The sequence below is a fragment of the Streptomyces sp. 11-1-2 genome (genome assembly GCF_003595545.1).
In the GTDB taxonomy this organism is placed as follows: domain Bacteria; phylum Actinomycetota; class Actinomycetes; order Streptomycetales; family Streptomycetaceae; genus Streptomyces; species Streptomyces hygroscopicus_B.
In genome coordinates this window covers 5,226,788-5,250,403 of sequence record NZ_CP022545.1, presented here as the reverse complement: position 1 = coordinate 5,250,403, position 23,616 = coordinate 5,226,788, and the positions used below count along the sequence as shown (strand labels likewise).

The following is a 23,616-nucleotide window of genomic DNA, read 5'->3' as shown; positions in this document are numbered from 1 at the left end:
CCGATCATGACGCTGTCAATAGCAGCCCGGTCCCTTGCGGCGGAAGAGGCCGTCTCGGCCCCGTTGTCGGCGGGATGCGTCAGAATTGGCTGAGGGCCACCGCACGACACTTCGAGGGGCACGCATGTCCGGACTGATCGACACCACGGAGATGTATCTCCGCACCATCCTCGAGCTCGAGGAGGAGGGCGTGGTCCCCATGCGCGCCCGGATCGCGGAGCGGCTCGAGCAGAGCGGCCCGACGGTCAGCCAGACGGTGGCGCGAATGGAGCGCGACGGGCTGGTCACGGTCGCGGGCGACCGTCATCTGGAGCTGACCGAGGAGGGCCGCCGGCTGGCCACGCGGGTGATGCGCAAGCACCGGCTCGCCGAGTGCCTGCTCGTCGATGTGATCGGGCTGGAGTGGGAGCAGGTCCACGCCGAGGCGTGCCGCTGGGAGCATGTGATGAGCGAGGCGGTGGAGCGGCGCGTGCTGGAGCTGCTCCGCCATCCGACCGAGTCGCCCTACGGCAACCCGATTCCGGGCCTGGAGGAGCTGGGCGAGAAGGCCGAGGCCGATCCGTTCCTGGACGAGTCCATGGTGAGCCTGCGTGAGCTGGAGCCCGGCTCGGAGGGCAAGACGGTGGTGGTGCGCCGCATCGGCGAGCCCATCCAGGCCGACGCCCAGGTGATGTACACGCTGCGGCGGGCCGGGGTGCAGCCGGGCTCCGTGGTGAGCGTCACGGAGTCGCCGGGCGGGGTGCTGGTCGGCAGCAGCGGTGAGGCGGCGGAGCTGGAGGCGGAGATCGCCTCGCATGTCTTCGTGGCCAAGCGCTGACCCAGGTCTTCGTGGCCGAGCGCTGACCCGGGCCGGGTGCGAGCTTCTCTTCCCTGGCTCCCGCCCCCTGCCCTGTTCCAGACCCCGAATCCCCGACCCCTGCCCTGATCCTCGCCCCCTGATCCCCGCCCCCCAGAGATTTCCCCCGACCCCGCCGTTTCGACCGCGTTCCGACCCCCGGCGCGCGGACGCTCCGACCCGCCCCGCTCCTGATTCGTGGACCCGGCGGCCCCACGCCTCGCGCATACACCCCCGCACACCCCGCACACCCTCGCGCGCTTCGACACGCTGACCGATACACCCCGTTCAGTCGATTCGGCCGTCACGACCTGCGACGACGGATTTTCCCGAAACCGGAGTCGAGAGAAACCGAGCGGGCGGGGCCGACGCGTGCGACGCTGTCGCTGACGCGCAGGCCGTCAGGGGAGGGGGCCGCGGTGGGCCCGAGAGGCTGTGCCGCCGAGGGGGAGTTCTTCAGCGAGGGCCCCGGTGCCGTCAGGTGCCGGGGCCCCGCTTCCCCATGTCCCCCCGCCGGGCCCCGGGCCGCACGGACCGCGCGAACGCGGCCGGTGCGACCCGGAGCCCTGGTGACCCGGAGCCCCGAGCTCTCAGGGTCGTCCCCCGCGGACTCCCTTCCCCGAGCAGTCCGCCTCCCGCTAGCTGTCTCCCCATGGCACAGACGATCAACCCCTGACGGTGGTCACTCGAACGAGGGGTGTTGGACGTAACAGCACCGTGTTCGAATATGAGTTCGATACTGTGAGGGTGTTCGAGAGAGGGCTGGAGGTGCCAGACCACATGGTGCGACGCATCGAGGTGAGCGGGACCGGCGGCGTGCGGCTCGCCGCCTGGGAGTTCACCGATCCGCCCAAGGCAGGCGCTGGCCGTGAGGGAGCGCGGGGCCCCGGAGTGCTGTTGCTCCATGGGCTGCTGGGCCGGGCGGCCCACTGGGCGGAGACGGCCCGCTGGCTCTCCACCCGCCATCGGGCGGTCGCCCTCGACCAGCGCGGCCATGGCCGCAGCGACAAGCCGGCCGAGGGGCCCTTCGACCGCTCCACCTATGTGGACGACGCCGAGGCGGCCGTGGAGCAGCTCGGCCTCGCCCCCGTGACCCTGATCGGCCATGCCATGGGCGCCCTCACCGCCTGGCAGCTCGCGGCCCGCCGCCCCGATCTGGTCCGGGCGCTGGTCATCTGCGATATGCGCGCCTCGGCCCTCGGCGCCGCCTCACAGCGCGAGTGGGCCGAATGGTTCCGCTCCTGGCCGGTGCCGTTCGCGACCCTCGCCGATGTGCGCAAGTGGTTCGGTGAGGACGATCCGACGCTGGAGCGGCCGAATCCGGCCCGGGGCGATTTCTTCGCCGAGGTCATGGCCGAGCGTTCGGACGGCTGGCGCCCGGCGTTCTCCTGCCGCCAGATGCTGAAGACCCGTGAGACCTGGATCCAGGACGCCCATTGGGAAGAGCTCGCGCTGGTCGAGTGCCCCACCCTGATCGTCCGCGGGCTGGACGGCGAGCTGGGCCGTGCGGAGGCGCAGGAGATGGTCCGCGTCCTGCCGCGCGGGCAGTATGCGGAGGTGGTGGACGCGGGCCATCTGGTCCACTACGACCAGCCGGACGGCTGGCGCCGCGCCGTGGAGCCCTTCCTGGCCTCGGCCCTGCCCGTCTGACGGCGGCGCTGCCCGTCTGACGGCGGCGCGGCCCCCGGTTCAGAACGCCCAGGTGATCAGAACGCCCAGGTGAACGGCTTGCCGCCGACCTCCGTCCACATGACATCGACCTCCCTGGCCCGCGCGGGAATCAGGAAGGTGGTGCAGAGCAGATAGCTCTGACCGTTCCTCCAGTCCTTGATCTTGTCCGGGTCCGCGCAGCCCTCGGGCCGCCCGGCTTCGCCCACGACCTTCGCTCCCCGCCGACCGTCCGCGTACACCTCCGCGTAGTCCCCGACCCGCGGATACTCCCGCACGGTGGCCCCGCGCAGATGGGTGTACTTCACGTAGGCGACCGCGGGCACCAAGCCCTTGGCGTCCGCCGGGTCCGGCACCAGCGCCTTCGCCTCGTCCGCCGTGCCGATGTCGACCTTCTGCGCCGCGATCCGATACGTGGGCTCGACCCCGGTGTCCTCCTTGAACGCACGCGTACCGGTCTGACCCGGCCAGAACAACCCACCCCCCGACCGCATCCCCACCGTCTGCGCCCCACCCTGATCTCCGTCGGCGGCCTCCGAGCGGGATGTGTGCCGCGCGTTCTCGGATGTATCGCCCTTTTCCCCGAATGGTCCGCACGCGGTCAGGGCGAGAGCCAGTACGGCGACGGGCGCGCCGACCCGCAGCCACGTTGTCTTGGTCAGTGGCACGGTGGAACTCCAATGCGGGAACTGTCTCCGTCGCGTTCCGGTGTGATCCCTTGAACGCGACCGACGGTTCGTTGATCCTACGAGTCCTCTACTCCCTTGCGGCAATGGGAAATTGACCAGTAATGGACAGGTGAAGGGAAGCACATGATCGGCGGCGACATCACGGATCCGGAACCCGGCCGGGACTGGGCGGCATTTCAGTACGAGATCTATCTGAACGGGATGACCGGCGCCGTTCCCCGGCTGCCCGCCGATCTGACCCGGCTCGAGGAGCTGGCCGAGGCCCGGCTGGGGCCCGGGCCGGTGGGCTATGTCGCGGGCAGCGCGGGCAACGGCAGCACCGAGCGGGCCAACCGGGCGGCGCTGGACCGGCATCGGATCGTGCCGCGGATGCTCCGTGACGTACGGCGGCGGAATCTGTCGGTCGAGCTGCTGGGCACCCGGCTGCCCGCGCCGCTCGCGCTCGCGCCCATCGGCGTGCTGTCGATCATGCACCCGGACGCCGAGTGCGCGGCGGCGCGGGCCGCCGCGGCGCAGGGTGTGCCGTTCATCCTGTCCTCGGCGTCCAGTACGCCGATGGAGCGGGTGGCGGAGGCGATGGGGGACGGCGAGCGGTGGTTCCAGCTCTACTGGGGCAAGGACCGCGAGGTCACCAGGAGCTTTCTGGACCGGGCGAGGGCGTGTGGCTTCACGGCCCTTGTGGTGACCCTCGACACCCCGCTGCTGGCCTGGCGGCCACGCGATCTCGACCAGGCGTATCTGCCGTTTCTGCGCGGTGTGGGAACCGCCAACTACTTCACCGATCCGGCGTTCCGGGCCGGGCTCGCCAAACCGGTCCACGAGGACCGGGACGCCGCGGTGCTGCACTTTGTGCAGATGTTCGGCGACCCCGGGAAGACCTGGGAGGACCTGGCGTTTCTGCGTGAGCACTGGGACGGCCCGATCGTGCTGAAGGGGGTGTTGCACCCCGACGACGCCCGGCGCGCGGAGCAGGCGGGGATGGACGGCGTCGTCGTGTCCAACCACGGCGGCCGTCAGGTGGGCGGCTCCATCGGGGCGGCCGACGCGCTGCCGGGGGTGGCGGCGGCGGTCGGCGACCGGCTCGCGGTGCTCTTCGACAGCGGGGTGCGCACCGGTGACGATGTGTTCAAGGCGCTCGCCCTCGGCGCCCGCGCGGTGCTGTTGGGGCGGCCGTACGCATATGGGCTGGGGCTGGACGGGCAGCCGGGGGTGGAGCATGTGATCCGCTCCCTGCTGGCCGAGTTCGAGCTGACGATGGCGCTGTCGGGCCATACGGATGCGGCGCGGCTCACCCCGGACGCACTCGGCTGACAATTCCCTTCGGCTTTCAACTTGTTGTCATATGCACCGGTACACCGGCGACTCGCCGCGGGACCGTCGGAGCTTTACCGGGTCATGAGCTCCGGGATTGACGGGTGCTACGCTCTTCGGCGCGTAGTGAATTAACCGATCATGCAGTGAATTAACCGATCACGGGGGGTGGTTGCGTGAAGATCCAACGTAAAGCCTCGATGGTCGTGCTCGCGGCGGCGCTGATGCTGGGCGGTTCCGTGGCCCTGGCGCCAACGGCGTCGGCGGTGGGGTCATCGGCGTGTCAGTTCAATTCCCCGGATGTCAATTTCAAGGTCTCCACCAGTGGGGCGAGATTCCGTACCGGACCGGGAAAGCGGTACCGCGCCATAGGGACGCTTTACCGGGGGGATTCCTTCCGGTACTTCTGCCGCACCCGGGGCTTTGAGGAGAGCTGGTCCTACGGAAAGATCCTCAGGCGGACGACGACCGGAATCCGGCCCGGGACCAGAGGCTGGGTGTACAGCAAGTACCTCGACTAGCCGGAACGTTACGGCAGTTGTGGTGCGGGCGGCTCGTGCGACACCACCACGCATCGGCGGGGCCGGGGGGTGAGTCCCCGGCCCCGCCGATGTGCTGCGTGCTCGGGGCTCACCCCTTGCTGACCGCCGCCAGGATCTCCGGCAGGCGCGCGGCGACCCGCGGTGCCGCCATGCGCAGGCCGGTCTCCGCGAGCGCCGCGCCGTAGGCCGCGCCCAGCGGGAACACCACCCACAGCCAGCCGTGCGCCCCGGAGACATGCAGCCAGATCGTCAGGCCCAGCACCGGTGCGCACAGCACGGCACCCCCGACCATTCCGCCGAGGATGCTGAGCCAGGCGATCCCCGCCTGTGCCGGGACGACGTTCTTGTAACCGCTGTCCTGCGGAATGGAGTACGGGGCCAGCACGGAGGTCATGGCGCCGGTCGCCAGCATCGAGCCGAGCAGCGCAAGGGCGATCCCGAGCGCCTCGGGGGCGGCCGGCCAGTTCTTCTGGAGGGCTGCGGAGCCGAGCACCGCCACCGCCACATACGGCACCGCGACCAGGAGGAGCGCCAGCGCACGGCCCCGCAGCTCCAGATAGGCGTCACGGCGCGAGGAGATCGTCTGGGCGACCATCCAGAAGGCGGAGGAGTCCTGGCCGAACTGGTTGTACATCAGCATGCCGAGCATCCCCGACGCCCAGCAGGCCCAGTAGATCGAGCCATTGCCCTGGACCGCCGTGACGAAGGGCACCAGCAGGCCGACGCCCAGCGAGGTGACCCAGGCCGACTTGGTCTTCGGGTCCCGTAGGGCATAGCGCAGCGTCCGCAGCAGCACCGTGCCGGTGCGGCCGGCGGGCAGCAGCCGGGCGAATGGGCCCGAGGCGTCCGGGGTGTCGGCCGCGCCGGAGCCCCGCCGCTCGCGCGGTGCCGCCGCCTGGAGCGTGGAGGCGTCCGGGGTGGTCATCAGGTGGGTGAGGGTGCCCGTCCACCACCACATCAGCAGCGCCAACGCGCCCGCCGTCAGCGCGAACTGGGCCGCCGCGACCCCATAGGCGCCGTCGGTCACGCTCTGGACGGCGTCGATCGCCGCCGCGGGCGGCACCCAGCGGAGCACCCGCGCGGCCGGTTCCAGTACGGCCAGGCCGTTCTTACCGCCGAGCTGCTGGGCCCCGAGGTTCACGAACTGCGCGCCGATCGCCACGAACAGACCGCTGAGCACCGCCAGGTCGCGGCCCTTACGGCTGGTGAGGAGGCGGGTGTTGGCCGTGGCGACGGCACGTGCCAGCGCCACGCACACCAGCACCGTCAGCACCACGGCCACCACCGCAGCCACCGCGGCCGCCGCCCCGTGCGCGACGGCGACGGCCGAACCGGCCGCCAGGGTCAGGGTGAACAGCGGGCCGATGCCGATCAGCGAGGACACCAGCAGTGCGGTGATCAGCGAGCGCGGCCGCAACGGCAGCATCACCAGCCGGGTCGGGTCGAGGGTTTCGTCGCCGCCGGGGAAGAACAGCGGCATCACCGCCCAGCCGAGCGCGAGCACCGCCGTCAGCAGCGTGACCAGCGCGTCGACGTGGTTCGTGTCGCGCAGCAGCACCAGACCGAGCAGCTGCAACACGGCGAACAGCATGGCCAGCACCAGCGAGGTGATGTACGCGGCCCGCCGACCGCTGGACTGGCGCAGCCCGTTGCGCAGCAGCGCCAGCTTCAGGGAGACGAAGACGGGGGTGGGGGAGACGGTGGGGACGGCGGGCGGCGCGGGCGCGGTGGTGCCGAGCGGGCCCTTGGCGTCGAGCGGGTCGGTGAGCGTCATCGGGCGCCGCCGCCCAGCCAGTCGAGGCTCTGGCCCGCCTCGCGCCGGTTGGCGCCGACCAGCTCCAGGAAGGCGTTCTGCAGGGAGGGCGCGTCGCCCCGCACCTCGGCCAGCGGGCCATGGGCCCGGATCCGGCCGCTCGCGATCACCGCCACCCAGTCGCACAGCGACTCCACCAGCTCCATGACATGGCTGGAGAAGACGACGGTGGCGCCGGAGTGGGTGTAGCGCTCCAGGACGCCGCGGATGGTCTGGGCGGAGACCGGGTCGACTCCCTCGAAGGGCTCGTCGAGGAAGAGGACTTCCGGGTTGTGGAGCAGCGCGGCGGCCAGTCCGATCTTCTTCCGCATACCGGTGGAGTAGTCGATGACCAGCTTGTTCTGGGAGCCCGCGAGATCCAGGACGTCCAGGAGCTGAGTGGCGCGCTTGTCGACCTCCTCACCGGGCAGCCCGCGCAGCCGCCCGGTGTAGGTGAGCAGCTCCCGGCCGGAGAGCCGCTCGAACATCCGCAGCCCTTCCGGCAGCACCCCGATCCGCGCCTTGATCTCGACCGGGTCCCGCCAGACGTCGTGCCCGCCGATCTCCACGGTCCCCGAGTCGGGGCGCAGCAGGCCGGTGATCATCGAAAGCGTGGTGGTCTTACCGGCGCCGTTGGGCCCGACGAGGCCGATGAACTGCCCGGCGGGCAGTTCCAGATCGATCCCCGCGACCGCGATCTGCTCTCCGTAGCGCTTCCACAGGCCACTCACCCGCACCGCGGCGGCCCTCGATGGCTGTGTGCTGGCTGCTGATTGCTCCTGAGGCACCGGTTTCCCCCGTTTTTCTATGGGACGAGTCACGCGGGGGCCGGTCGTGGCGCCCCCGTCCGTCGCTCCACGATAGGGGCTGACCTGGGGAGCGCTCCGGGGGTGCCGGCGGCACGGGGTGTCTCAGCGGTACGGGGTCCAGCGGCGCAGGGCATCAGCGGCCCGGGGGTGGTCAGCGGTGCAGGGCATCAGCGGCCCCAGGGGGCGGTCAGCGGCGCTCGCGGCCGCAGGCGTAGGCGAGGGCGCTCACCAGCTCCTGGGCGTCGGGCAGCCAGCGGTTGGCGGCGGTGGGCCGCCGGGCCCACTGGATCGGGCCGCGCAGGCCCACCCGGGTCGGGGGCGCGACCACATAGTCGCCCTCGCCGCGCGCGGCCAGGTCGATCGCGTTCGGCGGCCAGCCCAGATTCCGCACCAGGTCGGGGACCTTGGCGGCGGCGCCCGGGAGGACGAAGAAGAGCATCCTGCGCCCGGGGGTGCAGGTGACCGGACCCAGCTCCACCTGGCGGCGCTCCATGCGCGCGAGCGCCAGACAGCCCGCCGACTCCGGTACGTCGAGCGCGTCGAAGGTGCGGCCGGTGGGCAGCAGGATGGAGGCGCGCGGCGTCCTGGCCCACATGCGGCGGACCACGACCGCGCTGCCCGTGGCCTGGTTCACCCAGTCCCGGCCGGTCGGATGGGCGCCGGGGGCCGGGCAGTCGGCGCTTCCGCAGGAGCAGCGCTCCACTCCGTCCACGGTCTCCAGCCAGGCGCCGGAGAGCACGTCCCAATGCCGCTCCTCGGCATATCGCACCGCCGCGTCGCGCAGCCGCTCCCCGCGCTGCTGAGGGATCTGCGAGGTTCCCGCGGGGAACCGCGATGGTCCTGTCACGTCCATGGTCTCTTCCACGCAAGGACAACTTCCGCCGTCAACAGGGGTTACGGCCGGACCCCCGCACGGGCGGGCCGCCGGGGGTCCGGGGTGCGCGAGGACGGCACGGCGGGGCGCATGGGTGCACAGTCGGGGGCGCGTGTGGGGTTGCGACTGTGTAAGCGGGTAACCACCATGCGTGACAGGCGTGCGAGTGTCCGGCGGCCATGCCGCGGCGCCAGGGGGAGGGCGTGCCCGGACTCGTATCGGCGCCGTACGCGAACAATGCGGTCGATGCGGTTAATACGGGCAAGTTCGGCATTCGCCGTATACCTGCGATATCTGCGGGGCATCACTCAGCAACAGAGACGGATACGCCGAGAACGCAAGCAGTCACAGGGGGTAACGCCATGGCCGCTAGGCCGCTCGTGGCGCGGCAGCCGAACGAACGGCTGCAGGCGCTCATCCAGGAAGCCGGCTGCTCCAACGCCGGGTTGGCACGCAGGGTCAATATGTGCGGCGCCGAGCACGGTCTCGATCTTCGGTACGACAAGACGTCGGTGGCCCGTTGGCTGCGTGGCCAGCAGCCCCGGGGCCGGGCGCCGGGCATCATCGCCGAGGCGCTCGGCCGCAAGCTGGGCCGTACGGTCACGATCGACGAGATCGGCATGGCCAACGGCAAAAACCTTGCCTCCGGCGTCGGTCTGCAGTTCTCGCCCACCGTCCTCGGCGCGATAGAGCAGGTCTGCGAGCTGTGGCGCAGCGATGTGGGGCGCCGCGACTTCCTCAGCGGTTCGACGGTCGCCGCCTCCGCGCTGGTCGAGCCCAGCCGCGACTGGCTGATCACCGGTGCGGACGCCCAGGTCGCGCGCACCGCGGGTGCCCGGGTGGGGCGTTCGGACGTCGCGGCGGTGCGGGCCACGACGGACGCCCTCGTCGACCTGGACCACCGCTACGGCAGCGGCCATGTGCGCCCCGTCGTCGTCCACTATCTGAACAGCGTGGTCTCCGGGCTGCTGGCCGGCTCGTACACCGAGGCGGTCGGCCGTGAACTCTTCGCGGCCGTCGCGCGGTTGACGGAGCTGGCGGGCTATATGGCGGTCGACACCGGGCAGTCCGGTCTCGCCCAGCGCTATTACATCCAGGCGCTGCGGCTCGCCCAGGCCGCCGGGGACCGGGGCTACGGCGGTTATGTGCTCGCCGCCAGCATGAGCCACCTCGCCGCCCAGTTCGGGAATCCCCGGGAGATCGCCCAGTTGGCGAAGGCCGCGCAGGAGGGCGCGCGCGGCCAGGTGCCGCCGCGCGCCGAATCGATGTTCCTGGCGGCCGAGGCGCGCGGCCACGCCCTGATGGGGGACGCGCGGGCCTGCCAGTCCGCGGCCGGGCGCGCGCTGGACGCGTTGGAGCGGGCGGTGGGGAGCGGTTCGGGCTCCGTCACGGGTGACGACCCCATCTGGATCCGCCACTTCGACCGTGCCTATCTCGCCGATGAACTGGCCCACTGTCACCGGGACCTGGGTCAGGCCGAACAGGCCCGGCGGCGCGCCGAGGAGGCCCTGGAGGGGCTTCCGGAGGGGCGGGTGCGGCGGCGGGCGATCGGGCTGTTGCTGCTGGCCACCGCGCATGTGCAGCAGCGCGACGTGGAGCACGCGTGCCATGTCGGCACCCAGGCGGTGGATCTGCTGGGCACGCTGCGGTCCAACCGGGGGGCGGAGTATCTGGACGACTTCCAGCAGCGGTTGGAGCCGTATCGGGACGAGCCGGTGGTGCGGGAGTTCGGGGCGCGGATGCAGATGCAGGTCGCCTGAGACGGTCTCCTGACATTGCCGACCGAGGCTGTCGCCTGAGATTTCCGCTGGGCGCGGGGGTGTTGTGGGTCCTTGTGGGGTGCGGGCGTCATGGGGTGTGCGTCGCGTTGTGGCTGCTGGTGCGTGTGGTGTTGGTGGGTGTGATGAGGTGCGTGCGCTGGGTGCGCATGTTGGGGTGTGCGTTGCCTTGTGATTACCGGAGGTACGGGTGGGGTTCGTATAACCCCTGATCGCGGCGGTGTGCCCCATGCCGCGGTGACCAGTCTCTCGCCGTCCCCCTGGGCTCATGGGCATCGCGCCGTCTGGGGAACCGGTAGCGTGAGCCGACGATTCCGTAGTCCCGTATAACCAAGGAGTCCCGGTGACACAGAGCGGTCAGGGGAATGAGCCGCGGCTTCCCGCGGTCCCGCCCGCGCAGCCTGTGCGCGAGGGGGTTGTGCTGCCCGCCCAGGGGGACTACAAGCCCTCGGACGGCCACCAGGCGGCCCCGGCCGGGGGACAGGCATGGGGGCAGCCTTGGGGGCCGCAGAGCGCTCCGGAACTGCCGCCGCAGGGGGAGTTCGGCGCGCCGCCGCCTCCCGAGGGGCAGCCTTACGGGCCGCCCGAGGGGCAGACCTACGGAGGGTCGCCTGGGGCGCAGTCTTACGGGTCGCCTGGGGGACAGTCCTACGGGGCCCCCGAGGGGTCTTACGGGGCGCCCGACGGGTCTTACGGGTCGCCTGGAGCGCAGCCTTACGGGTCGCCCGAGGGGCAGCCTTACGGGTCGCCCGAGGGGCAGCCTTACGGCCAGCAGCAGGGTTGGTCGGCCCCCCAGAGACCGGCTCAGCCGCCGTATCAGGCCGCGGACGAGACGCAGATACTGCCGCCGCAGCCCGCCGGGGACGCCGACGCGACCCAGCTCATACCCCCGGTCCCGGGTGAGGCCCCGCCGCCTCTGGACACCCCCACCACCACGCTCGCCACGGTCAAGAGCGCGCCGCTGCCGCCCGAGAACCGGCCCGAGTCACCCGCCGAGTCCACCACCCAGCTTCGCGCCGTCCGCCCCGGCCGCCGGGGCGGCGCCCATCGCCAGCCGTCCGCCGCGGAAGAGACCGCGGTGCTCCCGCCCACGCCGCCCGCGCCGAACGCACCCGTGCCCGCGCAGAACGCACCCATGCCCGCGTCCGCGGCGAACGTCCCGGAGCGGCCCGGTAGCGCCCCGTACGCGATCCGTCCCGGCCGTCCCGGGGACCGGCCGCCGCCCTCGGAGTTCGACGGTCTGTTCCGTGACGAAGGCGCCCATGAGACCCAGCAGCTTCCGCAGTTCGCCCAGGACGTTCCGCAGCCGTCGCCGTCCGGTGGCGGTGGCGGTGGCGGCGGTGGGCGGCGCCGGATGTCGCGGGGCATGCTCATCGGCATCGTGGTGGCGGGCTGCGGTATCGCCGGGCTCGCCGCCGGAGCCGCGCTCAGCATGGGCGGCGACGACGACAAGAAGGACAACTCGACGCTGAGCGGCTCCTCGCCGAGCGCCGGTGAAGAGGAGCCGTCCAAACCCGCCGACCCCGCCGAGCCGCAGGCGAAGGCGCTGGACGCGCTGCTCGCCGACAGCAACAACAGCCGCGCTTCGGTGATCAAGGCCGTGGACAACATCAGGTCCTGCAAGGACCTGTCCACGGCGGCATCGGATCTGCGGACGGCCGCGGGCCAGCGCAATGGCCTGGTGACCCGGCTGAGCAAGCTGTCGGTGGACAAGCTGCCCGACAATGCGCGGCTGACCGCGGCTCTCACCAAGGCGTGGAAGTCCTCGGCCAGGGCCGACAACGAGTACGCGGCCTGGGCCGATCAGGTCGGCGGCAAGAAGGGCTGCCCCAAGGGCAAGGCCCGCCGTACGCCCCGGGTCGGGGCGGCCGAGCGGGCGAGCGGCGAGGCGACGCAGGCCAAGAAGACGGCCTCGGGGCTGTGGAACCCGATCGCCTCCCAGTACGGCCTCACCTCGCACCAGGCCACCGAACTGTGACCGGACGGCCGGGGGCGGTGCCGCCGTCCCCCGGCCCGGCCCGGTCCGCAGGGTGTCAGCGGCTCGGCAGCGGCACAGTCGGCCCGGTGCCGGCGGCTCAGTCCGCCGGGTGGTACTGCTCCAGGATCTTGGACACGTTGACGAATCCCTTGCGCACGGCCACCAGTCGGCCGTCGCGCACCATCTGGTAGGTGACGTCCGCGTTGACGATCCGCGAGTAGTTGGGCACGTGCAGCGTGTCGTCGTAGCCCCAGCGCAGCGTCGGCGTCAGCCCTCCGGTGTTGACCGCGTGGCCGTTGTCCAGCTCGTTGCGCACGGTGCGGGCGCTGATGTCGTCGGCGTGCAGGGACATCAGGACCGAGCGCAGCACGGTGTAGCCGATCCAGGTGGTCTGCGTACCGGGGTCGTCCGGGTCGATGCGGTTGTCGTCGAAGGCGTACTTGTTGATGACCTTCTTCATGGGGTTCCAGCGCGCATCGTCCCCGGCCGGGTACCAGCCGGTGGCGTAGGTGCCTTCCAGGGGGCTGGAGCTGCCGCCGGTGGAGTCTATGAGGGACTGCCGGACGCCGCCGAGGATGGAGGCGAGCCGCACCTTCGGATGGTTCTCCTGCACCCGGCGGAAGGAGTCGAAGAAGGTGCCGGTGCGGTTGCCGAGCGCCGCGGTGACGCAGGAGCTGTCCAGGGACGCGCCCTGGGCGGCGCTGCCGAGGGAGCTGTCGGCGCCGACGCTCTCCAGGGCGCTGGTGGCCTGGTCGCTGTAGTCGCCCGCGCCCTCGGAGGCGCGGACGTCATGGGCGGCGTCGCGCCGGCCCGCCCGGAGGCCGGTGTTGAGGAGCTGGGGGAGTTCGTCGCCCGCGATGGTGTCGGGGCGCACGAGCGCGGTGCGCTCGCAGCGGGAGGCCAGCTGACGGCCGTTGCCCACCAGCAGGGCGGCCTGGCCGCCGTTGACCGGATAGGAGTACGGGCTGTCGAACTCCTCCTGCGTCACCCCGTAGCCGCCTATGTAGGGGATGCCGGCGACCTCCAGCGGGGAGATGAAGGCCCGGCCGTACTGGCTGTACGAGCCGACGACCGCGACGGCCTTCTCGTCCTTGGCCTGCTGGGCGCAGCGGGCGGCCTGGACGGCGTCGTTGCGCTCGTTGCAGGTGACGACCTGCAGCTTGCGGCCGTGGATGCCACCGGAGTCGTTGACCCAGCGGGCAAATGCCTTCGCCATTGCGGGCATTCCCGGCATATTGGTCGCTTTGGTGCCCTCGGGGGCCCATGTCATGACGGTGATGGGGCCGCTGTCGTTCTTGTTCGACAGCACCCCGCCGCAGCCGGTCAGCAGCGACGCGCCGACCGCCGTGCACAGTGCCGCGACGGTGGCTCGGAAGAGGCGGGAGGAAGGGCGTCGCCGACCGGTCATGACAAGCGAGCCTGTCCCGTCGCGAGGAACGGCGCGGCTATGACAAGACAAGGAACGGTGTCATAGAGGTGAACTCCGGGGGTCGATCCGTTGCTATGTGTGAAGAACGTACGATCGGTGATTGTGCAAGGTTCGGAGAAGTCTTCCCGTCGCGCCCGTCGCTCGACCACCATGGGAGGCATGCCTGTCAACGACATGCCCTGGTGGCGCTGGCGCACCAATGTGCGCTCGGCGCTGCATATGCTCTCGGATCCCGTCTTTCAGCAGGAGTGCTGGCTGGCCGGCCAGGCCGGGTACGGGGATGTGACGGACGCCGTCTACCGGCTCGTCGAGGACACCTGGCTGGACAACTGGTCCGCCGAAAAGTACGTCGGCACGATCTTCCGTGACTCGCAGGAGGCGGCGCTGGTCGATGTCGCCGTGCTGCGGGTGCTGAGGATCATGCACCAGGTGGGCGCGGACGCCCTCGTCTCGGCCTACCTCGAACACCATGGCTGGCCGGAGGCCGTGCGGGCGGCCCGCGAGGCCCATGTGCGGCTGGCCACCAACGACGGAGAGGACCCGGATGTGCCGCCACGCACCCTCGAAGTACTGGCGATCATGACGCAAGCGGTCTGAACCACGTCGCGGGTGTGGGACGCTATGGAGTCATGAGCGAGCCGCATTCCGTCCCCGACCAGTACATCCTTACGCTGTCATGCCCTGACAAGCAGGGCATTGTGCACGCCGTGTCGAGCTATCTGTTCATGACCGGCTGCAATATCGAGGACAGCCAGCAGTTCGGGGACCGCGACACCGGGCTCTTCTTCATGCGGGTGGCCTTCCGCGCCGTCTCACCGGTGAAGGTGGAGGATCTGCGGGCCAGCTTCGCGGCGGTCGGCGAGTCCTTCCAGATGGACTGGGAGATCCACCCCGCCGATCGCAAGATGCGCATTCTGCTCATGGTCAGCAAGTTCGGGCACTGCCTGAACGATCTTCTCTTCCGGTCCCGGATCGGCGCGCTGCCGGTCGAGATCGCCGCCGTGGTCTCCAACCACACGGACTTCGAGGAGCTGGTCGGCTCCTACGGGATTCCGTTCCACCACATGCCCGTGACGAAGGACACCAAGCAGGAGGCCGAGGCCCGGCTGCTGGACCTGGTGCGTACGGAGCATGTCGAGCTGGTGGTGCTGGCCCGCTATATGCAGGTGCTCTCCGACGACCTGTGCAAGGCGCTGTCGGGCCGGATCATCAACATCCACCACAGCTTCCTCCCGAGCTTCAAGGGCGCCAAGCCGTACCACCAGGCGCATGCGCGCGGGGTCAAGCTGATCGGGGCGACGGCCCACTATGTGACCGCCGATCTGGACGAGGGCCCGATCATCGAGCAGGAGGTCGAGCGCGTCGGCCATGAGCTGACCCCGGACCAACTGGTGGCGGTCGGCCGCGATGTGGAGTGCCAGGCGCTGGCCCGCGCCGTGAAGTGGCACAGCGAGCGCCGGGTGCTGCTCAACGGCCGCCGTACGGTCGTCTTCGGCTGATTCGGCTGATTCGGCTGGTTCGGAGACAGCACGACTCAGAGGCGCGAGAGGGACGCGGCGGCGAAGAGGACGTCCCGGATCGCCTCGGTGTCCCCGGACAGGCCCGCGGCCGCCTCCTGCGGCGGCACATGCCCGGACGCCAGCAGGTAGAACGCCTCCTGGTCCAGGGCGATCGTCGCCACCGCCTCCTCCGGTGAAGCCACCGCAGCCGGGGAGTCCAGCGCGATGTACCAGTCGCCGCCGCCCGCGCCCTCGACCTGCAGATGGAGCGTACGGCCCGGGGTGCCCGCCTCCACCAGCCGGCGGGGCGGGGCCGCGAGCCCGGCCCGGCGCCGCTCGGCCAGCGTCCCCGGAAGCAGCCGGGCACACAGGTCGATCATGGCTCTGAGGTGGGCGGAGGCCGGTGGCTCATAGGGGTAGTCGATGGCCTCGGCGATGTCCCCGGCGTGCACCCAGCATTCGAGGGCGCGGTCGAGGAACGCGTCGCGGATCGGCAGCGCGATGTCCCCGTACGGCACGTCGAGCTCGGCGACCCCGCGCCCGGCGAAGGACACCGTACGGACCAGCGCATGGCCCTGCTCACGCCACAACTCCCGTACCGCCCCGGGCGGACCGGCTCCGTACGAGGCGCCGGGCTCGTGGTGCCAGTACGCCTCCGTACGAGCCTGGGGCGAGCGGGGAGCGTCGGCGCCGAGCGGGTCGGGGAGGCCGAGGGAGGCGGCGATGATGCCGTCGACGACCATCAGATGGCCTATCACCCCGGCGACGGTGGTGTCCCGCCCGGTGAGCCGCCGCCCGTCGAACCACTTCAGCCGCACCGGCGCACGCCACTCGGCCTCGCCCATGTCGCGCAGCAGCGCGTCCAGCCGGGCGGCCTCGGCGTCGTACGCACCGGCCCAGCCGGGCATGGGTATCCGGGCCGGGCGGCGGCCCAGACAGCCCGCGAGCACCCGGGAGCGGAGCATCGGATCGAGGTCCAGGCTGTGCTCGGTGTGCAGCAGCCCGACGGCGTCGCGCAGCCGCAGAGCCTCCTCGGCGCAGGAAGGGCAGTGGTTGAGATGCGCCTCGACGGCTGCGGTCTCGTCCGGCGAGCACGCGGTCAGCGCCCAGGCGCCGAGCAGCGATCGCAGCAGATCGTGCGAGAGCGGATGGGCCGCCGAGGGCGTGGGCGCGGCCAGCGGCGCGGCCGGTGGTGCGGGCGCGGGCAGCGGCGCGGAGGCGGGCGGCTCCGGGTCCGGTTCCGGGTCGCGACTTACGGCCGGTTCCGGGTCGGGGCCCGGGATCGGTTCCTGGTCAGGGCCCAGGGTGGACTCCGGTTCGCGGCCCAGTGCGGGCTCCGGCTCGGGGTCCGCGGCGGGTTTCGGGGCGGGCTCCGGTGCCCGTCCCGCCGGTGTCTCGTCCGCGGTGGGCGGGCGCGGGGCGGGGATTCCGCCGTCCAGGGCACCCGGCCAGTGGCCGCTGTCCTCGGCGGCCGACCGCGGCGGCGGTATGCGGGGTGGCCCGGCGGGGTGGGGCGGCAGACCCGGGTCGCTGCCCCGTCCGGGCCCGTCTCTCCCGTCCCCGTCCCCGGGGCCGGAACTCTCGCCGTAGGCGTCGTCGTACGGGTCCGGCCCGCCGCGCCCGGTCACAGCGCCCGTCCGTAGCCGGGAGGCGAGACCGCGCGAGGCGGCTGGACATGGGCCGTGGAGAGGAGCTGGAGGCCGAGCCGCAGGCGGCGCCTGGCCTCGTCCTCGGTCACCCCGAGGGTGGCCGCGGCCTCGCGGTAGTCGCGGCGGTCGAAGTAGGCCAGCTCCAGGGCGGCCCGCAGCGGGGCGGGCATCGAGGTGACGATGTAGTCGGCGCGGGCGGCCACGGACACCTCGTGGATCCGCTCCTCCAGGGCCTCGGCCGTGAGCGTGCCCCCGTCGGCCGGGGCGGTCTGCGACTCGCGCAGCCGGTGCACCGCCTGGCGCTGGGTGAGCATGGCGATCCAGGCGCGCAGCGAGCCCTGCTGGGGGTCGTACGCGTCCGGGTTCTCCCAGACGTAGCCGAAGACTTCCCGGGTGACGCGGTCGGCGGCCGTCTCGTCCTCCAGGACTCGATGCGCCAGATTATGGACAAGTGACGCGAATCGGTCATAGAGCTCGGCGAGTGCGGCCGCTTCGCCGCGCGCCAGACGCTGTTGCATCCTGCGGTCCCAGCGGGGCGGTGCGTCATGTGTCATGCGGCCCCCATTCCCGAGTCGTCCGGCCGGCCCTCCAGGCACTATGCCCACGTTCATATCGAATGTAATGCCGGTTGCTCACACAGCACGCGTCCATCAGGCAAAGTGCGCGAGAAACGGGCCGCACATGGTATTGGCCCGGTCGCTTTGCGCAGCATCGGGGAGACGAAACGCTTCGGCGCGGCATAGGGTCGTCCCTCAAGGCGTATGCCTGGGGGAGTTTCATGCGCCGACGGGCGGGCAGCCGCCCGTGAACAGCAAATTCCGGTTAGGGGCGAGCGAAGGGCTTCGGGCGCGTGACGTTGAAGGTGATGGAGGACCGGCGGGGGGAGTGGGTCGTTCTCCAGGTCTCGGGAGAGATGGACCTGGTGACCTCGCCCGCAGTCCGGCAGCACATCCACGACGCGGTCGCCGAGGGCCGCCACTGGCTGGTTCTGGATCTCTCGGAGGTTCGCTTCTGCGACTCCAGCGGGGTCGGCGTACTGATCGCGGCGCGTCGGCTGATGCGGTCGTGCTCGGGTCGGCTGCGGCTGATCCTGCCGCCGCAGGACGCCGCGCACGGATCGCATGTGCACCGGGTGCTGGCGGCCCTGGGGGTGCGGCGGCTGTTCGACGTCTACCCCGACCTGGGGGCGGCCACGGAGCTGGACGGGGACGACGAGGAGGCGGCCGACCCGCTGTCCGCCTAGGGGCGTTCGCGTTTGTCCGCCCAGGGGTGCTCGCCCGCCTCCCAGGGCTGTTCGCCGCCCGCTCATGCCGCTCCCGTGACGCGCGGGGTCTTGGGGAAGTCGGCCCGTACGACGAAGCCGCCCTCCTCCGTGGGCCCTGCCTCCAGCGTGCCGCCCAGTAGTTGTGCGCGCTCCCGCAGCCCGACCAGGCCGTGACCGCCGCCCGGCAGCCCCGGGGCCACGGCGGAGGCGTCGGGCGGGCCGTTGCGCACCTCGACCCGCAGGCCCCGTGTCTCCTCCGCTTTCTGAGCTGTCTCCTGAGCCGCGCGTTCAGCCTCTTGAGCCGGGCCCTCAGCCGCCTCCGGGTCGTTCACCCGTACCGTCACCCGCGCCCCCGGCGCGTGCTTGCGGATGTTGGTCAACGCCTCCTGGACGATGCGGAAGGCGGCCCGTTCCACCGCCTCCGGATGGCCCGGGCGCCGCGTCGCGCAGTCCGTCTCGAAGCTGACGTTCAGCGCGCTGAGTTCGATCAGCCGGGGCAGATCCGCCAGCCGGGGCTGAGGGGTCAGCTCCTCGTGGTCGCCGCCCGCCGCGCGCAGGATGCCGACCATATGGCGGAGTTCGTCCAGGGTCCGTACGGACAGCTCGCGGATCGTCCGCGCGCCCTCCCGCGCCTTCGCGTCCTCGGCGCTGATCTGCACCGCCCCGGCCTGCAGGCTGATGAGGCTGACCTGATGGGCGACCACGTCGTGCATCTCGCGGGCGAGCCGGGCGCGTTCGGTGGACAGCACCTGCTCGGCGAGCAGCTCGTCCGCATGGCGGCGGCTGCGGGTCAGATCCTCGATCCGGGCGGCGAGTTCACCTCGCGTACGCACCAGGAGGCCCAGCGCGATGGGCCCCACCGAGGTCACGCACGCGTCGATGAGCGTAAGGGTGTTCTCCCGGTACGCGGTCGGCTCGAAGTCGGAGACCGGCCAGGGGATGAAGTGCGCGGCGGCCAGCAGCAGCGCGGAGATCCCCAGCAGTCGGCGGTTGGGGCGGAGCAGGGCCACCGTGTAGAGGGCGATCATCGGCGCGAACCAGACGTAGCCGATGAGGATTCCCGGCAGCGTGATCAGGAAGACCAGCACGGGCAGCCGTCGGCGCACCAGCAGCGCGGCCGCCGCCGCCAGCGAGACGTTGAGCTCCAGTCCGAAGGTGACGCCGTTGACGAGCAGCGCGTCGGCCACCGCGAGGAGAACGGGGACGATCAGCGATCCCCAGCGCGTGACCCGGCGCGGTGGCCGCCACCGGCCGGCGGAGACGGACGGCGGCGAGGAGACGGCGGGGGCAGGGGAGGGAGAGGGGGCGGCGGAGGCAGGCGCGGGCGACGAGACCGGGGACGCGCCCGGCGTACCCGGGGACGAACTGCGCGGCGGCAGCGGGGAGACGGTCATCGGGCACCGCCTATGGGCGGCCGGCTCGTGACGAGCCCGGCGCGGTCGGCGACGATCGCGGCCTGGACGCGGTTGAGCCCGCCCAGTTTGCCGAGCACCGCCCGCACATGGTCCTTGACGGTGCTGGGCGCCAGCCCCATCCGCTCGGCGATCTGGGGGTTGGCCAGCCCCTCGCCCAGCAGCGCCAGCACCTCGCGTTCGCGCGGGGTGAGCGCCTCGACGGCCTCGGCGGCCGTCGCCTCCGCCTCGGCGGCGAGATAGCCGCCGATCACGGCGCGGGTGACGGCCGGGTCGAGGACGCTGCCGCCCTCGGCGAGGGTGCGTACGGCCCGTACGAGCTGTTCCGGATCGGTGTCCTTGAGGAGGAAGCCCGCGGCTCCGGCGCGCAGCGCGGCCGCGAGGTACTCCTGGACGTCGAAGGTCGTCAGCATGGCCACGGCGGGGGAGCGGGGCGCGGCCCGCAACTGTCTGAGCACGGTGAGCCCGTCGGCATCCGGCATCCGGATGTCGAGGAGAACCACATCGGCCTTGCTGCCCAGCACCGTGGCCACCGCGGAGGCTCCGGAACATTCCGCCACCACGTCGATGTCCGGGGCCGTGCCCAGGATCAGTCGCAGACCGGATCGTACGAGCGCTTCGTCGTCCACAACAGCAACACGAATCACCGGCCGCTCCCTCTCCTCAGCTGTCATGCCCATTGCCCGGACAGCCTGCCTCATCGGAGAGCGAATATGGAGTGGTTGGCTCCGTCAGTGGGCGGGAACACCCCCGCCGACCGGCGGGGGTGACGGACGCCCAATGGTGGATTTCCCCGGCGGCTCCGACCAGGCAGAGTGGTTCTCAAGCCGCATCACCCCGTGGGGTCGTCCCGAAACCCCAGCCCCGTGAACGCGCCGGAGTGCCTCCCGATGCGCGGTCGGCGGAAACGGCAGGCGGAGTGTTGCCGCGGTCAGGCCGCCGCGACCCCCACACGCGGCGGCCTGAGTCGTCTCTCCGACCGCCCGTCATGTGGTGTGCCCCGACCAGGCGCCCCACCGGCGACCCGGCGCCGGTCGTCCGACCGGTTGCCCAGGCGCCGCCCGGCCCCCGAGAAGGTACGGGGAGGGGCCGGGTGGGCGGTCGGTGGGGGCGGGGAGGGGCCGATGGACGCCTCACATGGGGGGCTCGGCGGGTGCCGGGCCCAGGGTGGTGGTGCCGGGCGCGGCGCGGTGGCCGAGCCCGGTGCGGTAGGCGTCCATCGCGGCCTCCAGGCGGCCCTCCCGGCGCAGCAGGTCGCCCAGCAGCCGGCACAGATCGGCCAGGTCACCGGCCGCGCCGGTGCGTTCGAGCAGGGACAGCGCCGCGCAGTAGTGCTCCTCCGCGGCCTCGGCGTCGCCCCGTTCGTCCGCGATCAGGCCCAGCAGCCGGTGTGCGCCGCCCGCGTGGACCGCGCCGCGGTCCGCGGTCAGCCCGACCTCGTCCGCCACGGCGTCCGGTTCTCCGGTGGCCTCCGCGGCCCCCTCGGCGGGGGCGCGGGCCAGCAGCGGCAGCAAGAGGGCCTCCGCGTCGGCCGTACGGCCGCGTCGGCGCAGCACGTCCGCCAGCTCGACCTCGACCTGCACGGTGAACAGCGCGGCCCGCTTGGAGGCCAGCATGTCCCGGGCGGTGCGCAGTTCGCGCTCGGCGCGCTCCAGATTGCCGTCCTGGGCGTGCACATAGCCGCGCATCCAGTGGCAGTGCGCCAGGTCGGTGTGGATGCGTAGCTGCTCGTACAGCTCCTGCGCCTTGGCCAGGGAGGCGTCGGCCTCGGCGGTGCGCCCCTCGGCGATCAGGGTGCGGGCCACCCCGCGGTGCATCCGGGCGATGAGCCCCGGGTCGTCCACGCTCGGGGCCAGCGCGAGGGCCAGCTCGGCGGCGCGTACGGCACGGGCGTGCGCCCCCATGTCCATATAGGGCGCGATGGCCGCCGTATAGAGCAGCAGCAGTGCGTACGGATCGTGCAGCCCGGAGGCGTTGAGCTCGTCGATGGCGCTCTCCAGCAGATAGCAGGAGTAGCGCAGTTCGCCCGCGAGGAGATGGGCCACGGCCCGGCCGCGGATCGCGGGGATCCGGCGGGGCAGCGGTTCCCCGGCGAGCAGCCGCTCCACGGCCTCGAAGTGGTCCCGGGCGACGGTGAGGTCACCGGTCTCCAGCGCGCAGTCGCCGAGCCCCAGCAGGGCCGCTCCCCGCTCCTCGGCGAACCCGAGCCGCTCCGCCTCGTCGCGCACCTCCGCGAAGAGCTCGGCGGCGTCCTCGGCGGCGCCGGTCGCCAGGGCCCGCCGGGCGTCGGTGACGGCGGCGCGCAGCCGGGTGGCGTCACGGGGTGAGCGGCCGGTGGTCAGCTCCTCGTAGCTGACGCCGAGCCGGTCGGCGAGATGGCGCAGCGCGGCCTCGGAGGGGCGTACCTTCCCGGCCTCGAGGGTGGAGACATAGGCGGCGGTGTAGGCGGGTTCGGCCAGCTGCCGCTGGGTGAAGCCGCGTTCCGTACGGAGTCTGAGAACCCGGCGCCCTATCTCGGTGGTCGGCTCCGCCCCCGTCACCGTTCCCGCCGTCCGCCCGTCACCGGCGCTTCTGTCGGCCACCGTGCCCTCTTCTCCCCGGCGGTAGCTTAAGCGCCGGGCTAAGTTCATTTAACGTGAGGATTGAAGGATGCAGCAGGCAAGCACAGCGGTACCGGCCGGGCCGGGCGCCGTGACGACCGTCCGTCAGCCGGAACTGCTCCTCGCCGACTATCACTTCGACGTACCGCTCGACCATAAGGCTCCCGAGGGCGAGCTGATCCGGCTTTACGCACGAGAGGTCGTCGCCGCGGAGAAAACTGGTGCCGAGCGCGACCGGCTCCCCTGGCTGGTCTACCTCCAGGGCGGGCCCGGCTGCGGCGCGGACCGCCCGGTGGGCCGTTACGGCTGGCTGGACCGCGCGCTCGACGAATACCGCGTGCTCCTCCTCGATCAGCGCGGAACCGGCCGCTCCACCCCGGCCAACCGCCAGACCCTGCCGCTGCGCGGCGGCCCCGCGGAACAGGCCGAGTACCTCTCCCATTTCCGCGCCGACGCGATCGTCCGCGACTGCGAGCTGATCCGGCGCCGGCTCATCGGGGACCGCCCGTGGACCGTCCTCGGCCAGAGCTTCGGCGGCTTCTGCGCCGTGAGCTATCTGTCCCACGCGCCCGAGGGGCTCGACGCGGTCGTGATAGCCGGCGGACTGCCCGCGATCGACCCCGACACCGACGTGGACGCCGTCTACCGGGCCGCCTACCCGCGGATGGAACGCAAGATCCTCGCCCACTACGCCCGCTATCCGCGCGACGCCGCCATCGTCCGTGCCCTCGTGCGGCATCTGACCGACCACGAGGAGGCGCTGACGGACGGGACCCGGCTCACCGTCCCCGCCCTCCAGCAGCTCGGCTTCCTGCTCGGCACCGGCGACGGATCGCACCGGCTGCACTACCTCCTGGAGGACGCGTTCGTCCCCACCGCCGACGGGCCGCGGCTGGGCGACGCCTTCCGCGAGCAGGTGGCGGCGGTGCTCTCGCGCGCCGCCACCCCCCTCTTCAGCCTCCTGCTGGAGTCCATCTACGCCCAGGACGGCCGGGCCACGAACTGGTCCGCGGAGCGGGTCCGCGCCGAATTCCCCGCGTTCGACGCCGGTAAGGCGGTCACGGAGGACCGTCCGGTGCTCCTTACGGGCGAGACGGTGCACCCCTGGATGCTGGACACCCACGCCGCGCTGCGCCCGCTGCGCCGCACCGCCGAACTGCTCGCCGAGCGCACCGGCTGGGGCCCGCTGTACGACACCGAGCGGCTGGCCCGTAACACCGTGCCGGTGGCCGCCGTGATCTACCACGACGACCTGCACGTGGACACGGCGCATTCCCTGGCCACCGCCCGGGCGATCCGGGGCGCGCGCACCTGGGTGACGGACGAGTTCGAGCACGACGGGATCCGGGCCGGAGGCCGCCGGGTGCTGGACCGGCTGCTGCGGCTGGCACGTGACGAGAGGGGATGACGAGTGGTGACGGCCCCACATGGTTGTGCGGTGCCCGGTTTCCTAGCCACTTCCCTAATTACCATTGCCCACGACCCCC

General features: G+C 71.9%; 20 protein-coding genes. 10 read left to right on the top strand and 10 right to left on the bottom strand.

What is annotated here, in order from left to right; translation table 11 throughout:
* The first annotated feature begins 124 nt into the window (after window positions 1-124).
* Together CGL27_RS21915 and CGL27_RS21910 are read left to right on the top strand one after the other, a co-directional pair.
* A complete protein-coding gene (locus CGL27_RS21915) occupies window positions 125-817 on the top strand; it encodes a metal-dependent transcriptional regulator (RefSeq protein ID WP_020870546.1) in 693 nt (230 codons plus the stop codon).
* A 798-nt stretch (window positions 818-1,615) separates the two neighbouring features.
* Complete coding sequence (locus tag CGL27_RS21910; RefSeq protein ID WP_119994489.1) at window positions 1,616-2,485, top strand: alpha/beta hydrolase; 870 nt, start codon at window positions 1,616-1,618, stop codon at window positions 2,483-2,485.
* Window positions 2,486-2,541: 56 nt separating this feature from the next.
* On the opposite strand, the gene CGL27_RS21905 is transcribed toward CGL27_RS21910, so the two are convergent.
* Window positions 2,542-3,171: a hypothetical protein gene (locus tag CGL27_RS21905; RefSeq protein ID WP_119989480.1), complete on the bottom strand. Its 630-nt coding sequence runs from the start codon at window positions 3,169-3,171 to the stop codon at window positions 2,542-2,544.
* 144 nt (window positions 3,172-3,315) lie between these two features.
* Between CGL27_RS21905 and CGL27_RS21900 the strand changes: the two genes are divergently transcribed.
* Together CGL27_RS21900 and CGL27_RS21895 are read left to right on the top strand one after the other, a co-directional pair.
* Window positions 3,316-4,503, top strand: a complete 1,188-nt coding sequence (locus tag CGL27_RS21900; protein WP_119989478.1) for a lactate 2-monooxygenase — start codon at window positions 3,316-3,318, stop codon at window positions 4,501-4,503.
* Window positions 4,504-4,703: 200 nt separating this feature from the next.
* On the top strand, window positions 4,704-5,024 hold the full coding sequence (locus CGL27_RS21895; RefSeq protein ID WP_237299000.1) for an SH3 domain-containing protein: 321 nt from the start codon (window positions 4,704-4,706) through the stop codon (window positions 5,022-5,024).
* A 109-nt stretch (window positions 5,025-5,133) separates the two neighbouring features.
* On the opposite strand, the gene CGL27_RS21890 is transcribed toward CGL27_RS21895, so the two are convergent.
* The 3 genes from CGL27_RS21890 to CGL27_RS21880 all read right to left on the bottom strand — a co-directional run bounded on the left by CGL27_RS21890 (window position 5,134) and on the right by CGL27_RS21880 (window position 8,499).
* Window positions 5,134-6,819 (bottom strand): transporter, encoded by a 1,686-nt coding sequence (locus CGL27_RS21890; protein ID WP_119989476.1) that lies wholly within the window; start codon window positions 6,817-6,819, stop codon window positions 5,134-5,136.
* Window positions 6,816-7,574: an ABC transporter ATP-binding protein gene (locus CGL27_RS21885; protein WP_240450593.1), complete on the bottom strand. Its 759-nt coding sequence runs from the start codon at window positions 7,572-7,574 to the stop codon at window positions 6,816-6,818. The genes CGL27_RS21890 and CGL27_RS21885 overlap by 4 nt, the downstream gene beginning before the upstream one ends.
* A gap of 259 nt (window positions 7,575-7,833) precedes the next feature.
* Window positions 7,834-8,499 carry a bifunctional DNA primase/polymerase gene (locus CGL27_RS21880; protein ID WP_078642043.1) on the bottom strand — a complete coding sequence of 222 codons (666 nt, stop codon included), beginning with the start codon at window positions 8,497-8,499 and terminating at the stop codon, window positions 7,834-7,836.
* 383 nt (window positions 8,500-8,882) lie between these two features.
* Between CGL27_RS21880 and CGL27_RS21875 the strand changes: the two genes are divergently transcribed.
* Together CGL27_RS21875 and CGL27_RS21870 are read left to right on the top strand one after the other, a co-directional pair.
* Window positions 8,883-10,280, top strand: coding sequence for a transcriptional regulator (locus CGL27_RS21875; protein ID WP_119989472.1), 1,398 nt, complete (start codon window positions 8,883-8,885; stop codon window positions 10,278-10,280).
* A gap of 361 nt (window positions 10,281-10,641) precedes the next feature.
* Window positions 10,642-12,276: a hypothetical protein gene (locus CGL27_RS21870; RefSeq protein WP_119989470.1), complete on the top strand. Its 1,635-nt coding sequence runs from the start codon at window positions 10,642-10,644 to the stop codon at window positions 12,274-12,276.
* Window positions 12,277-12,373: 97 nt separating this feature from the next.
* Here CGL27_RS21870 and CGL27_RS21865 read toward each other — a convergent pair whose 3' ends face one another.
* A complete protein-coding gene (locus tag CGL27_RS21865) occupies window positions 12,374-13,684 on the bottom strand; it encodes an ABC transporter substrate-binding protein (protein ID WP_119989468.1) in 1,311 nt (436 codons plus the stop codon).
* A gap of 171 nt (window positions 13,685-13,855) precedes the next feature.
* On the opposite strand from CGL27_RS21865, the gene CGL27_RS21860 reads away from it, so the two are divergent.
* Together CGL27_RS21860 and purU are read left to right on the top strand one after the other, a co-directional pair.
* The gene (locus CGL27_RS21860; protein ID WP_059143611.1) at window positions 13,856-14,302 is read left to right on the top strand and encodes a hypothetical protein; all 447 of its coding nucleotides are present in this window, start codon (window positions 13,856-13,858) and stop codon (window positions 14,300-14,302) included.
* A 32-nt stretch (window positions 14,303-14,334) separates the two neighbouring features.
* Window positions 14,335-15,204, top strand: a complete 870-nt coding sequence (gene purU / locus CGL27_RS21855) for a formyltetrahydrofolate deformylase (RefSeq protein WP_078642039.1) — start codon at window positions 14,335-14,337, stop codon at window positions 15,202-15,204.
* A gap of 35 nt (window positions 15,205-15,239) precedes the next feature.
* Here purU and CGL27_RS21850 read toward each other — a convergent pair whose 3' ends face one another.
* Window positions 15,240-16,832: a zf-HC2 domain-containing protein gene (locus CGL27_RS21850; protein ID WP_205587730.1), complete on the bottom strand. Its 1,593-nt coding sequence runs from the start codon at window positions 16,830-16,832 to the stop codon at window positions 15,240-15,242.
* Window positions 16,829-17,407: a sigma-70 family RNA polymerase sigma factor gene (locus CGL27_RS21845; protein ID WP_078642037.1), complete on the bottom strand. Its 579-nt coding sequence runs from the start codon at window positions 17,405-17,407 to the stop codon at window positions 16,829-16,831. Before CGL27_RS21845 ends, CGL27_RS21850 begins: the two co-directional genes overlap by 4 nt.
* A gap of 296 nt (window positions 17,408-17,703) precedes the next feature.
* Here CGL27_RS21845 and CGL27_RS21840 point away from each other — a divergent pair, with 296 nt between their 5' ends.
* Window positions 17,704-18,096, top strand: a complete 393-nt coding sequence (locus CGL27_RS21840; RefSeq protein WP_228053068.1) for an STAS domain-containing protein — start codon at window positions 17,704-17,706, stop codon at window positions 18,094-18,096.
* 62 nt (window positions 18,097-18,158) lie between these two features.
* On the opposite strand, the gene CGL27_RS21835 is transcribed toward CGL27_RS21840, so the two are convergent.
* From CGL27_RS21835 to CGL27_RS21825, 3 genes are all read right to left on the bottom strand, one after another.
* Window positions 18,159-19,511 (bottom strand): histidine kinase, encoded by a 1,353-nt coding sequence (locus CGL27_RS21835; protein WP_119989466.1) that lies wholly within the window; start codon window positions 19,509-19,511, stop codon window positions 18,159-18,161.
* A complete protein-coding gene (locus CGL27_RS21830) occupies window positions 19,508-20,176 on the bottom strand; it encodes a response regulator transcription factor (RefSeq protein ID WP_043237379.1) in 669 nt (222 codons plus the stop codon). The genes CGL27_RS21835 and CGL27_RS21830 overlap by 4 nt, the downstream gene beginning before the upstream one ends.
* 486 nt (window positions 20,177-20,662) lie before the next feature.
* Window positions 20,663-22,111: a helix-turn-helix transcriptional regulator gene (locus CGL27_RS21825; protein ID WP_240450592.1), complete on the bottom strand. Its 1,449-nt coding sequence runs from the start codon at window positions 22,109-22,111 to the stop codon at window positions 20,663-20,665.
* Window positions 22,112-22,178: 67 nt separating this feature from the next.
* On the opposite strand from CGL27_RS21825, the gene CGL27_RS21820 reads away from it, so the two are divergent.
* Complete coding sequence (locus CGL27_RS21820; protein WP_119989464.1) at window positions 22,179-23,537, top strand: alpha/beta fold hydrolase; 1,359 nt, start codon at window positions 22,179-22,181, stop codon at window positions 23,535-23,537.
* Window positions 23,538-23,616 lie beyond the last annotated feature (79 nt).